At 33.6% G+C, this 13,378-nt stretch carries 12 protein-coding genes; 3 read left to right on the top strand and 9 right to left on the bottom strand.

Translation table 11 applies throughout. From position 1 onward, the window contains the following. Positions 1–531: 531 nt before the first annotated feature. The 3 genes from ABD935_RS02785 to ABD935_RS02775 all read right to left on the bottom strand — a co-directional run bounded on the left by ABD935_RS02785 (position 532) and on the right by ABD935_RS02775 (position 4,402). Positions 532–2,532 carry a carbohydrate-binding protein gene (locus tag ABD935_RS02785; RefSeq protein ID WP_345190042.1) on the bottom strand — a complete coding sequence of 667 codons (2,001 nt, stop codon included), beginning with the start codon at positions 2,530–2,532 and terminating at the stop codon, positions 532–534. Positions 2,533–2,778: 246 nt separating this feature from the next. Further along, the gene (locus ABD935_RS02780) at positions 2,779–3,474 is read right to left on the bottom strand and encodes a zinc metallopeptidase (RefSeq protein WP_345190040.1); all 696 of its coding nucleotides are present in this window, start codon (positions 3,472–3,474) and stop codon (positions 2,779–2,781) included. Positions 3,475–4,141: 667 nt separating this feature from the next. Beyond that, positions 4,142–4,402, bottom strand: a complete 261-nt coding sequence (locus tag ABD935_RS02775) for a SemiSWEET family sugar transporter (RefSeq protein WP_345190039.1) — start codon at positions 4,400–4,402, stop codon at positions 4,142–4,144. 264 nt (positions 4,403–4,666) lie between these two features. Here ABD935_RS02775 and ABD935_RS02770 point away from each other — a divergent pair, with 264 nt between their 5' ends. After that, complete coding sequence (locus ABD935_RS02770; protein ID WP_345190038.1) at positions 4,667–5,419, top strand: UDP-2,3-diacylglucosamine diphosphatase; 753 nt, start codon at positions 4,667–4,669, stop codon at positions 5,417–5,419. Here ABD935_RS02770 and ABD935_RS02765 read toward each other — a convergent pair. From ABD935_RS02765 to ABD935_RS02750, 4 genes are all read right to left on the bottom strand, one after another. Then, positions 5,416–6,684 carry an MFS transporter gene (locus ABD935_RS02765; RefSeq protein ID WP_345190037.1) on the bottom strand — a complete coding sequence of 423 codons (1,269 nt, stop codon included), beginning with the start codon at positions 6,682–6,684 and terminating at the stop codon, positions 5,416–5,418. The genes ABD935_RS02770 and ABD935_RS02765 overlap by 4 nt on opposite strands. A gap of 5 nt (positions 6,685–6,689) precedes the next feature. Continuing rightward, positions 6,690–7,829, bottom strand: coding sequence for a Fic family protein (locus tag ABD935_RS02760; RefSeq protein WP_345190036.1), 1,140 nt, complete (start codon positions 7,827–7,829; stop codon positions 6,690–6,692). A 178-nt stretch (positions 7,830–8,007) separates the two neighbouring features. After that, positions 8,008–9,702: a single-stranded-DNA-specific exonuclease RecJ gene (gene recJ / locus ABD935_RS02755; protein ID WP_345190035.1), complete on the bottom strand. Its 1,695-nt coding sequence runs from the start codon at positions 9,700–9,702 to the stop codon at positions 8,008–8,010. A 48-nt stretch (positions 9,703–9,750) separates the two neighbouring features. Continuing rightward, a complete protein-coding gene (locus tag ABD935_RS02750; RefSeq protein ID WP_345190033.1) occupies positions 9,751–10,173 on the bottom strand; it encodes an OsmC family protein in 423 nt (140 codons plus the stop codon). 59 nt (positions 10,174–10,232) lie between these two features. Here ABD935_RS02750 and ABD935_RS02745 point away from each other — a divergent pair, with 59 nt between their 5' ends. Both ABD935_RS02745 and ABD935_RS02740 read left to right on the top strand, forming a co-directional pair. Continuing rightward, complete coding sequence (locus ABD935_RS02745; RefSeq protein WP_345190032.1) at positions 10,233–10,823, top strand: carboxymuconolactone decarboxylase family protein; 591 nt, start codon at positions 10,233–10,235, stop codon at positions 10,821–10,823. Positions 10,824–11,080: 257 nt separating this feature from the next. Next, positions 11,081–11,281, top strand: coding sequence for a hypothetical protein (locus ABD935_RS02740; RefSeq protein ID WP_345190031.1), 201 nt, complete (start codon positions 11,081–11,083; stop codon positions 11,279–11,281). A 282-nt stretch (positions 11,282–11,563) separates the two neighbouring features. Here ABD935_RS02740 and ABD935_RS02735 read toward each other — a convergent pair whose 3' ends face one another. Next, the gene (locus tag ABD935_RS02735) at positions 11,564–12,628 is read right to left on the bottom strand and encodes a Fic family protein (protein ID WP_345190030.1); all 1,065 of its coding nucleotides are present in this window, start codon (positions 12,626–12,628) and stop codon (positions 11,564–11,566) included. Positions 12,629–12,807: 179 nt separating this feature from the next. Then, positions 12,808–13,377 carry a uracil-DNA glycosylase family protein gene (locus tag ABD935_RS02730; RefSeq protein ID WP_345190028.1) on the bottom strand — a complete coding sequence of 190 codons (570 nt, stop codon included), beginning with the start codon at positions 13,375–13,377 and terminating at the stop codon, positions 12,808–12,810. Position 13,378: the final 1 nt, after the last annotated feature.

Raw genomic sequence — 13,378 nt, 5'->3', positions numbered from 1 at the left:
TTAGAAATGTATAATCAAAATGTAGCAGCTTAAATCTCGCAATTAATTGTCCACTTTTTTATTGCAAGTCCATTATTGATTAGTATCTTTTGTGAGTATATTCTTTCTTCTAAATAAAAATGGGTTTTTTCTTCTGATTATTCATCCCTTACAATTTCAAAATATGTTAAGATGCCTTCTGGCAAGAAATAACGACCTAACTATATCTAATATATAATGTTTTTTTATCACAAATATACAGTTCTACCCAAGTTTCACATTTGATACATTTTATTTCCTTTCCCAAATTATTTTCACACAATTTCTTTTTATCTTAAATATTGGACACTAGTTCGGTTAAGCCAAAATATAAGCCGTTTAACTAAAATATTTCAGCAATCTGTTTTAGCATTATATATTTGCTTCACCATAACATAAGTAGGTTAAGTTTATGGTAGATTTGGGGCAAAAAGGTGAACACTCGTTCACCTTTTTCATTTTATATACTTTTCTGATGTTTTTATATCCTAAAAACGGACAAATTAGCTAAGGTTATTTTTTTACGAAAAGCGCAGATCGGTTTTCACCACTATTTCGTACAACTAAAAAGTAAGATCCGTTTTTTAAATTCTGAATATTAATTTTTAGGTTTGCAGCCGTTTTTCCACTAATGATGTTTTTTCCCAAAAGATCATACACCACATAGTCCACTTGACCAATTAGATTACCAATACTTAAAAAGGCATTGGAAGGATTGGGGTAAACTACGAGTTGATCACTACCTTTTAATAAAAAGTTGGTCGTTGAAAGGTTAATTTCTGATTTTTTGTCTAAATAAAATTTATCCATATTCCATTGCCAATCATCGCTACCATTAGCTGTTACACGAATGGTATGTGTACCTGCTTGAATTTCAATAAGTGTATTATGTCTTAAATATTGATAATTGTCCCAACCTCCGGTATTATTAACCTGGGTGTCTGCAACTACAATACCATTAATTTGCATTTCAACATTGGTGTTATAAATTACAGTACCAATTAAATAGGTAAGCTCATAGTTACCTGCTTCAGGAATATTAACTGTAAATTCCATCCAGTCTTGTCTATTTACATAATTCACACCAATTGTTGTTCTATTGACGCCATCATAACCACCGGGCGTAAACCCAACTTCATTTTTGGTAGCAATAAAATCTTCAGCTTCAATTATTAAAGCAGAACTTGATGGCGGAACTATGGTTTCAATTAAGTCAAAGCGTTCTAAATGCATCCAGCCACCTTGTACTTGACCATCCCATTTAAGGACGTGCGATAAGCCCCATGTCACTCCAAGAGTTGGTGTATTACCATGTGCCTCTGGTCTAAAAACACCTAAGGCATCTGGAACACTTGCTGCTTTCCCCCTCATTTCAAAGTTAATCCCATCGCTAGCATATTGAACGGAGCCTCGTTCAGGGCCGTCCAGTTTCTGAATAATAGCAATACCTACATCATAATTCCACACACTTACTTCATGCCCCGTAGTGGTAATTGGGTTATATTCAGATTTTATATAAGGTCCAGTTGGATTGTCTGCTATTGCTACTCCCCAACGGATTTCACGCTCTCCACAGTAGTTTTTTTCACCCATACGCTCCCCTTTATAATACAGGTAAAATTTGTTGTTGTAAACAATTATACAAGGATCGTGTACTTTATGACTATCAAAATCGCCTTGTGCCAATACATCAAACCTACTGGTCGAGTTTGGTGTCCATATTCCATTATCTGTAGCTCTTAATATGGGTTCTTGAAGTTTTGTCCAAGGTCCTGAAGGCAAATCTGCAACAGCCATGGCTACAGTATTTTTTACACGCTCTATATAAGGGTGTTTAACTGCCTGATAAATTAAATAAAATTTATTGTTATACGCCAAAATTTCAGGTGTGAAAACAGAGCGATCATCAAAGTTTCCAGATGCACCTCTCACTACTGCTGGTCCTTGTTCAGTCCATTGGTATCCGTCTGGCGATGTTGCATAATAAACATCGCAATAATCCCAAGGAAAAACATTATCATTTACATTACTTGTGCCGAAATATGTAGAGGGCTGGGAAATTTTATAGGTATACCAAACATAATATAATCCATTGAATAGAATCACAGCACTAGGGTCGCGACGTGTGTAGGTTGAATTAGGAGCAAAATCGCCTGTCAAACTAGTTTCTGTAAATTCTACATTCCATTCGGCATCATCAGGGATGTTGGGGCTGTTATAAACGGTACAATTGGTTAAATAATTTTCCCACCGGGTGGTGGCTACACTCTTTATTTTAGCTCTTAGTTGTACTGATAAATTAGTTGCCGGAGCAAGATTTCTTATATCTTCAAAAACATAGCCGTCTTTATTTATTTGTAAGGTGTGCTGGTTATTATTTGCTACCGAAAAAGTAAACTGCCCGTTGCTGGCAGTGGTCATTTTTTGGTTAGTTTCAACCAATTTTACTTCAGCACCATTAATAGGCGTGCCCGTATTTTTATCTGTGACAGTACCTGAATAGGTTTGGGCCATTATTTGAAAAGAGCAACAAAGAGTAATAAAGTAATTAAAATATTTCACGTCCTTATATTTAGAAATAGTAAAAATATGAAGAAATGCAACTTTCTTTCCAAAAGACAACTAGACTTAAACTAAGCATTGTTGGAAATCTTTAAAATAAGGGGCAACTCTTTCCATATCTTAATTAATCTATGGTAAAAATATTTCAAAAAAAATGCCTCAGTGTTTTCTGAGGCATTTTTATAATCTTTAAATGGTTTAATCTCTACCTCCAAATACTTGGAGCCCCCAATATACCAAAGACGCTAATGCTCCAATGGCAGCAACTAAATACGTTCTAGCGGCCCATTTAAGAGCATCTTCGGAACCTGCATATTCTGCTTGAGATACCATATTTTTGTTTTTTAACCAAGCTAAGGCGCGATTACTAGCATCATATTCTACTGGTAAAGTTATAAAACTGAATAACGTTGCAAACCCCATCATAGCCAAACCAGCAACAGCAACCCAGTATCCAAATCCTAATCCAGCAGCAGCACCCAATATTAATCCACCAATAACAATCCATTGCGCCATTCCTGAAGTAACACTAACCACAGGTACTAAAGTTGAACGCATTTGTAGCCAACTATAAGCTTGTGCATGTTGTACGGCGTGTCCGCATTCATGTGCCGCAACCGCTGCTGCAGCAGCGTTTCGTTGATTATAAACGGACTCACTTAAATTAACTGTTTTGTTTTTTGGGTTGTAGTGGTCTGTTAATTGTCCTTTAGTAGAAATAACTTCAACATCACCAATACCATGGTCGGCCAACATTTTTTCAGCAATTTCAGCACCACTCATGCCATTACGCATTTGTACTTTAGAGTATTTAGCAAACTTCTTTTTTAAGGTGCTACTAACTAACCAACTTACTAAGGCTATTGCTCCAATTAATATATAATATCCTAACATTTTATTTTTTAAGTTTTATATTCTAATTAAAGACAGCAAAAATGACGCCAATATTATGGCATGAAAAAATGACAGTACAATGTGAAGATGACCTTAACCTATGAACTTTTGTTTCTTGAATGTTCGTGTCAGTGTTTTTATATTGTCTTTATTCTCATAAGAAATAATAACGACTTCAATATTCCTTTTTTCACTAAATGGGAGTCAAATTACAGCGAATATTTTCCTTTTGAATACTTAGAATTATTATCCGCTTGCATACGAGTTTCTAAATTAATTACCGAAAAAGTGTTGATATTATAGTTTTCATAGCCAATTTTTTAAAAGTCGCATGTATTTAAAAGATTGATTTTTATATCTATTTTTAATGTATTGGATGTCAATATATACGTAGCTATTAAATAAAGAAACAATTGATTGTTTTGGGTTTTCATCCAAATGATAGTCTGAAGAATCTATGAACCGATTATGTTTTTTTTCGTGATTTTGTGCTAGACTTAATGTAGAAGAAAGAAATATTGAAGTAATTATAATTATCCTAAAAAAACATAGAAATCTAGAAGCATCTTTCTTAAACTGGAATTTGTAAATGTTAATTATGGGTTATTATAGTACAATACAATTCGTTGAAAATTAAATAATTATTCTGTTTGAGTAAAATAATTACTTATTTTTTACTGTATTTGATCTTGAAATATATTAAAAAAAATGATGATACCACTGTAATGCTATTGGCAAAAATCATGGATGGACTCTTCTTTAAAAAACCATAAATTAGCCACGCTACAATACCAATAAAAAACAAGAGCAACATATGCAAGGATAAACTTGAAACATCTTTGGTTTTCCAAGTTTTATAAACCTGTGGAAGAAAGGCTGCGGTTGTTAAAATAGCTGCTCCAAACCCTATAGCTTCTGTACAATTCAAGGAGTTAATATTTAAATGGTTGTTACCACTCCCGATAGCTATTGGGAGGTCGGGCTATTCGTTACTCCAAAATCGTCAGGAGTCGCTATGGGCTTTACACTACTATTCCCAACCCACATATCCGCAGCTAGGATGATATAATGCAATTCATGTCTATTAATTTATGTTACCTTTTAAGTAAAACTCTACGAAACAACAATAGAGTCTGCATATTCTTATTCGTGATAATTCGTGAAATTCGAGTCAAAAAACTATATTTACAACATGCAAATTCCAAAAGGTAAATATATATATTTCGCTTCAGATAATCATCTCGGCGCGCCAACAAAAAAAGCATCTTTTCCACGAGAAAAAAAATTCGTAGCATGGTTAGATGAAATAAAACACGATGCAGCAGCCATTTTCCTTTTAGGCGATTTATTCGATTTCTGGATGGAATTTAAAACCGTAGTTCCAAAAGGATTTACAAGAACCTTAGGTAAACTTGCAGAAATCTCAGACTCAGGAATCCCCATTTATTACTTTGTCGGCAATCACGATCTCTGGATGAATGGTTATTTTGAAGAAGAACTCAACATTCCTGTTTACCACAAACCAAAGGAATTCACATTTAACAATAAAACCTTTTTAATTGGTCACGGCGATGGTTTAGGCCCTGGAGACAAAGGCTATAAACGCATGAAAAAAGTATTTACAAACCCATTTTGTAAATGGTTGTTCCGTTGGCTACATCCTGATTTGGGAGTTCGGATGGCACAACACCTATCCGTAAAAAACAAATTGATTTCAGGAGACGACGATGCCAAATTCCTTGGAGAAGACAACGAATGGCTCGTACAATACTGCAAACGCAAACTAGAAGGCAAACACCGCGATTTCTTTGTGTTTGGTCACAGACACTTGCCCCTTAATATAGACCTCAACGAAAACTCAAAATACATTAATCTAGGCGATTGGATTCAATATTATACGTATGGGGTTTTTGATGGGGAAACCATGGAGTTGAAAGAATACTAACCGGCATTCTCATGAGCTTCCATATCTTCTCTTAAATCCAGATCTCTAAGTACAGGATTTTTAATACCAATGGCAAAAACGGTAAGTAATGTCATAGTTCCTCCAAAAACTACCGCTGCTACAGGTCCTATTAATTTGGCTGCTAAGCCACTTTCAAAAGCGCCTAGTTCATTTGAAGACCCAACAAACATGGAATTTACAGAAGAAACACGCCCACGCATATCATCAGGTGTTTTTAATTGTAAAATAGTTTGACGAATAATCATAGAAATACCATCCGCTGCTCCACTAATGAATAACATTAAAACGCTTACCCAAAAAATCGAGGATAAGCCAAAACCAATAATACTAATGCCAAATATAAAAATTGAAATAAGCAGTTTTTTACCTGTATTCCTACTTATAGGAATGTAAGTAGTGGCAAACATAGTTACAATACTTCCCATAGATATAGATGCATTTAAAATACCAAAACCTTGGCTTCCAACTTCTAATATATCTTGAGCAAAAATAGCCAGAATGGCAACAGTTCCTCCAAATAAAACCGCAATCATATCTAAGGTTAAAGCGCCTAAAATAGCTTTGTTTTGAAACACAAAACGAATACCTCCTTTTAAACTCTCTTTTATAGGCTCGCCTATATTCTTGTTTAAAATAGGTTTCTTCTTAATTAGAAAAACTAAACCAAATGAAATAACGACCATTACAAAAACGACGCACAGTGTATAATCAACACCTATCCAACTAATTGAAAAACCACCAAAAAGCGCTCCTAAAACCGCCGCTGTTTTCCAAGTGCTTGTACTCCATGTTGCTGCATTAGGATATATTTTTTTAGGAACAATCAACGCCACTAAAGAGAAGATTATTGGTCCAAAAAAGGAACGCAAAAAACCACCAAAAAACACCAATGCATAAATACTGTATAGAATAGCCTTTGTAGACCAATCTCCAACAACTTCATCTGAAGTCAATAAAAATAACCCTAGGCTAATCAAGGAAAAAGCCGCAATACAAAGCGCAAAGAGATTTCGTTTTTCCTTTTGATCCACAATATGCCCAGCAAATAAAGCCATGGAAAAAGCAGGAATAATTTCCATTAGCCCTATAATTCCTAAAGAAAGTGGATCTTTAGTTAAGCTATAAACTTGCCATTCAATAACAATAAATTGCATGGACCATCCAAAAACCAAAAACAACCGCAACAATAAAAAAATGTTGAATTCTTTAATTCGTAAGGCTGCATAAGGATCCGTTTTTGCCATGTTTACTAAATATGATTTTCATTTTTAGTAAATAGATTTAAATAATCACTAAACACGTAAAGCCTACCTCTTTCAGCACCAGTTACTTCATCTAAAATTTTTAAAGTTTCAAAATCTCTTAAAAGCTTATAAGCAGATGCGGCTGATTTATCTATTACTTCTGCTACCGTTGTTGCATTAATTACTGGTTTTGTATACAAATAGTCTATAAGTAATTTAGCATCAGAGCTCCGCCCTTTCAGGGTTTTAATTTTTTCGTCAATGCCTTTTTGAAGTTGCAAAATCCCATCAAATGTTTTCACTCCTTTTTGTGCTGTTTCTATAATACCTGTCAAGAAAAATTTTAACCATTGTGATAAATCATTATGAGTTCTAACCCGCATTAAATTATCATAATATAATGTTCTATTTCTTTCGAAAAAATCTGACAGGTATAAAATTGGTTGTTTTAAAATACCTTTACTTACTAAATATAAGGTTATTAATAATCTTCCAACTCTTCCATTACCATCTAAAAAAGGATGAATGGTTTCAAACTGATAATGAATTATAGCAATTTTAAGCAAATCGGGTAACTGATTTAATTCATCATTAGCAAATTTTTCAATATCAGACATTAAATCATTTATTGAATTAAAATTTGGTGGTATAAAAACGGCATCATTTATTGAAGCACCTCCAATCCAATTTTGACTTGTTCTATATGAGCCTGGTAATTTATGTTCTCCTCTAACGCCTCGTAATAGAATTTTGTGGGTTTGTTTAATTAGTCTTGATGAAAAAGGTAGTGTATGTAACATTTTAACAGCCTCATTCATAGCAGCAATATAATTTTGTACCTCCTCCCAATCATCTCTTTTCTCGAAGGCAACATCTTCTTTACTTAAAAAAGCATCTTCCATGTTTGTTTGGGTGCCTTCTATTTTAGAAGATTGTGTAGCTTCTTTAGCGATATGCATACTTATATATAAATCTAAATTCACGTACTCTGAATACATATCCAATCTTCCTAAATGCCTATCTGCTTTACTTAATAGAGCAAAAATTTGCATATCAAAAATTTGCCAATCTTTGTTTATTAAATTTGGCTCAAAACTTTTATAATATCCCTGATTTATAGTATGACCTGACTGAAAATTATTCATATAGAATTAAAATAACAAGAATTTTAATTTTACAAAAATAAGAAAAACTAAAATAAAGAAGGAGTTTATTTTAGTTTTTTGTTAAAATCTAAAATAAGAATGATGTTAATTTTAGATTTTAACAAAAATCTAAAATAGTGTCGAGTTTTATTTTAAATATTTAAATGAATGCTAAGTTCTACTTTTTAATATCTCTCAGTTTCAATTGTAAACTCACATTACCCCGCCATTCATTTTCATCAATGGAATACACAGCTCTAAAAGGTTTTCCTTCTGAAATAATATCGAATTTATCGCCCATACTAAAACCGATACCTACTATTCTGCTTGAGGATTGTGGTTGTGTAGCTGTTAATCGTAAATGTGTTTTATCTGCACCTACACATTTTCCGTAACCGGTATCTATTAAGTTTTCAGTCATAAAAACAGGTGTCATGTTACTAGGCCCGTAAGGTGCAAACTGTTTTAAGATTCTATGAAACTTGGGTGTAATATCTTTTAAATCAATTTTAACGTCAATTCTAATTTCGGGAGTCAAAAGATTTCTATCTATGGTTTTAGAAACTTCATTTTCAAAAGCCTGTTTAAACGCTTCGTAATTTTCTTCTTCAAGAGTTAAACCAGCAGCATATTTATGGCCACCAAATTGTTCGATATGTTCTTTACACGCTTCCAAGGCATTGTAAATATCAAAATCTCTTACCGAACGCGCTGAGGCGGAAAGCTTATTGCCACTTTTTGTAAATACCAAAGTGGGTCTGTAATAAGTCTCAGTTAATCGAGAAGCCACAATACCAATAACGCCTTTATGCCAATTTTCGTGGTAAACAACAGTAGTAAGGCGGTTCTGTTCTTTTTGTTCTTCAATTTGCTTGAGAGCTTCTTGTGTAATTTGCTTATCAGTTTCACGTCTATCTAAGTTATAATCATTAATCTCTTCGGCATATTTAGTAGCTAGTTCATCATTATCTTCTACTAATAAAGTGACTGCAAAATTACCATGTTTCATACGTCCAGCAGCATTAATACGGGGTGCTACAATAAAAACGACATCGGTAATAGTAAGCTCTGTTCTTTCAACTTGATTAAGAATGGCTTGAATACCAGGTCTTGGATTTGTATTTATAACGCGCAACCCAAAATGAGCAAGGACTCTGTTTTCGCCATCAATAGGTACAATATCGGAGCCAATTGCTGTGGCTACTAAATCTAAATATTCGGTTAGATCCTCAGGGGTTTTACCTTCTTTGGACGCTAATGCTTGCACCAATTTAAAGCCTACACCACAGCCACATAATTCTTTATACGGATATGCGCAATCTTCTCGCTTAGGGTCTAAAACAGCAGCTGCATCAGGTATTTTATCTCCAGGCCTATGGTGGTCACAAATAATAAAATCGATACCCAGTTTTTTTGCATGAGCTACTTTTTCAACAGCTTTAATACCACAATCTAAAGCAATAATAAGGGAAAAATCATTTTCTAAAGCAAAGTTTATGCCTTTGTATGAAACGCCATAACCCTCATCATATCTATTAGGAATATAGGTGTAAACTAAATTGTGTTTTGTTTTTAAATAGGAAGACATTAAAGCTACCGATGTGGTGCCATCAACATCATAATCACCATATACTAAAATACTTTCTTTATTGGCTATAGCCTTTTCAATTCGAGCTACCGCCTTATCCATATCTTTCATTAAGAATGGATCATGTAAGTCATCTAAACTTGGTCTAAAAAAGGTTTTAGCTTCCTCGTACGTTTCTATACCTCTTTGTAGTAGCAATGAGGCTAGGTTAGAATCAATTTGAAGTGCTTTTTGTAGCACTTCAATTTTTTCTGTTTTAGGTTTAGGTTTTAAGGTCCAACGCATTGAGGGAATGAAAAATTTTAATGAAAGTTCAACGAATTTTATTGCCTTTTATTTCTTATGAAAATGAGTTTCTATCTTTAATTCTGAAAACTGACGAAACATTTCCATAACGCCACAATATTTTTCTACTGATAAATCGACTGCTTTTTGAAGTTTCTTTTCATTCAAGTCCTCACCATGAAAATGAAAATGCATGGCTATTTTATCATAGTGTTTAGGATGCTCATCGGTAAGGTTTGCTTCAATGTCAATATTAAAATCATCAACTTTTAGCTTCATCTTTTTAATTAAAGAAGCCACATCTAAACCCGCACAACCCGCTAAACCTGATAACATTAACGCTTTTGGCCTGTAGCCTTCACCTTTCCCTCCGTTTTCCTCGCCTGCATCTATAAATAAATTATGACCAGACGGGTTTGTGCTTTCAAACCTCATATCGCCTAACCATTTTGTTGTAACCTGAACTGCCATTTTTATAAATATTTTTTGTTTCTTGTAAGTAGCAAAAATACTACTAAAAAAATAAAACTATGCCTTTAGTAACACCATTATCTGCCGATCACGATTTGGAAACCAAAAACCTTGCCGAATTTTTTAATGAAACTTTGGGGTTTTGCCCAAATTCGGTTTTAACCATGCAACGTCGTCCTGCCATAAGCAAAGCCTTTATTAATTTGAATAAGGCCGTTATGGTTAATAAAGGCCGGGTAACTTCTGCTTTAAAGCGTATGATTGCTTGGGTGAGCAGTAACTCCACTGGTTGTAGGTATTGCCAAGCGCATGCTATAAGAGCTGCTGAGCGTTATGGTGCAGAACAAGAGCAGTTAGATAATATTTGGGAATATAGAACCCATCCCGCTTTTAGCGAAGCAGAACGTGCCGCTTTAGATTTTTCGTTATTGGCTAGTCAAGTACCAAATGGGGTGGATGAAACTATTAAAAAACGTTTATATGAGTATTGGGATGAAGGTGAAATTGTTGAAATGCTTGGGGTTATCTCACTATTTGGATATTTGAATCGTTGGAATGATAGTATGGGAACATCCATTGAAGATGGTGCGGCTGAAAGTGGTGAACAGTATTTAGGAAAACATGGTTGGGAGAAGGGGAAGCATGAGTAGATTTTTGAATTACGATTGCCGATTTTAGATTTTCTCCATAGCTTGTCCCGATTTTTCGGGGAATACACGAATTATTTTATTTGAAACCTTTTCAGAAATGGGGAGGTTTTTTATTTTGATTAATCATTCTATTAACAGTCCGTAGGCTCAATAAAAAATATTAGTGCTGGCACTATAATTATGGCTGAATAAAAACAACATAATGTAGTGTTGAACTTTATATGAGAGAATTACTTTTAATATAAAATATATTCATAATGCAAATATATATAATATTAAGTTTCATTTTAGGTCTTTGTCAGGCACTACAGCTAGGTAAATTAATTAGGTTATGGCAACATAAAAAACTTCATCCAGAAGCAACATTAAAAGATATTGAAAGCTTTGAAAAAAGTACTAAAAGAGATTATCATTTTAATTTGAAGAAAACAAAAAGTGATAAAAATTCACTTAATTAGTTTTTATGGAGGCAATCAACATTAACATCCTATCAAAATTCAAAGGAAAATATCTATAGAAATGTTTGAAATTGATTGTATTTGGGGTAATCCTCCCTGTCATTTTAATTCTTCTTATAATGTTAATTTTCTTTAATGATAAATTGATTGCAATATTAGAAGTATTGTAATTTATGACCCATTTTCTGGTTCAGGTGGGTTTTATAAACCATTAATTATATCAATTTCTTAACTCGCTCCCTCAACACAGGCAAAACCTCAACCACAAACCAAGCATTCTTTTTACTCCTTAGCATGATAACGTACACCACGACCAGAACCAGTTGTTAGAATAAAGCCTTCTCTAACCAAATATTGTAGGTCTTTTTTAAGTGTATTTCTAGAGTAATCAGACAAATCTGTTTCAAGGTCTTTTATCTGAATCGTTTTATGTTCATCTATATAAGCTAACACCTGTTTTTGTCTGTCGTTGGTACTGCTTTTTAAATTATTATAAGTATTGTATTTGGATCTTAACGTTTCAGAAAGGTCAATGAGGCAATCCAAAAAGAAAATAACCCAACGGTCTAGTATTTCATTTTCTGTGCCTCTATCCTTTTGAGTTTCCATAAGTACACGATAATACATATCTTTTCTATTTTCAATAACATGTTCAAAGGATACATATTCAACGAAATTATAGTTTTGTTTTAATAGCAGAAATGTAGTTAGTAAACGTGACAACCTACCATTACCATCTTGATACGGGTGAATTGATAAAAACTCATATACAAACACTGACGTGATAAGTACAGGGTGTAATTTCTTTCCCTCTAATTGCTCATTAGTCCACATAATTAAATTGTGCATTTCATTTGCTGTTAAATGTGGCTCGGTGGTTTTAAATATTACTTTTTGTTCGCCATTTGGATAATTGGTTACTACTTGGTTGGATAAGTTTTTATATTGTCCTTTGTGGCGTTGATCCTTGCTACTATACTTTAAAAGTACCGAATGCAATTGATGCAAATAGCGTTCTGAAAGGTCTATGTCTTCATAATGCTTTAGTATAAGTTCCAAAGCTTCATAATAACCTACAACCTCTTGTTCTTCTCGTTTATCAAGTTTATTTATTTGTACCGATTTAAGTAATTGCTTCACTTCTTCATCGGTTAAAGTAGCACCTTCAATTCTAGTAGATGAACCTATACTTTGGATAGTAGCAATATCACGTAATTCTTTTAAATACCGTTTCTCTTTGTTTTCAATGAGATTCCAGCCACCGTTAAAAGTATCTACAATACCTAATCTTTGTATGATATCTTGAAATATAGCTGGTTGAAATGCTATTTTTTTAGATAGATCCATTTTGTATCCAATTTTATCCAATAACAAATATATGTAATTATTTTGTTGATAGATCCAATTTTATCCAATTATAAAATAATATTTATATTTAGTCATGGATTATCACATCGCAGGATTTATAGAAGGAGTTTAATAAAGCGGAGTGAACTCTGTTTTATTTGTTTCTCTTTTTAAAAAAATTATATCAACTCTTTCACTCTATCCCTCAAGACAGGAAGCACTTCAACCTCAAACCAAGGATTTTTAGTCAACCAAAATCTATTTCTAGGAGAAGGATGTGGCAAAGGCAAATATTTAGGCAAGTACTCTTGAAAATTAACTACTGTTGCAGTTAGTGTTTTCTTCGTAGTTTTTTCCAAATAATACTTTTGGGCATACATCCCAATTAAAATAACAAGCTCTACATTTTTAAGTTCATCAAATAATGGTTTGTGCCATTGTGGGGCGCATTCTGATCTGGGCGGTAAATCGCCTGTTTTTCCTTTTCCAGGATAGCAAAACCCCATGGGGATTATGGCAAATTTAGTATCATCGTAAAAATCTTCAACAGAAACATTGAGCCATTTACGCAATTGCTTCCCGCTGGCATCATCCCATGGAATACCAGAAGTATGCACTTTAGTTCCTGGTGCTTGACCAATAATTACAATTTTAGAATCTGGATGTGCAGAAACTACAGGTCTTGGGCCTAAAACCAAATGCTTTTCGCAAATGGTACATTGTTTTATGTCATTTAAAAGATTCTTCATT

Source organism: Algibacter agarivorans (assembly GCF_039543245.1).
Classification (GTDB): Bacteria; Bacteroidota; Bacteroidia; order Flavobacteriales; family Flavobacteriaceae; genus Algibacter_G; species Algibacter_G agarivorans.
Note: the sequence above shows the minus strand (reverse complement) of the source record. Positions and strands in the feature narration are given on the sequence as shown.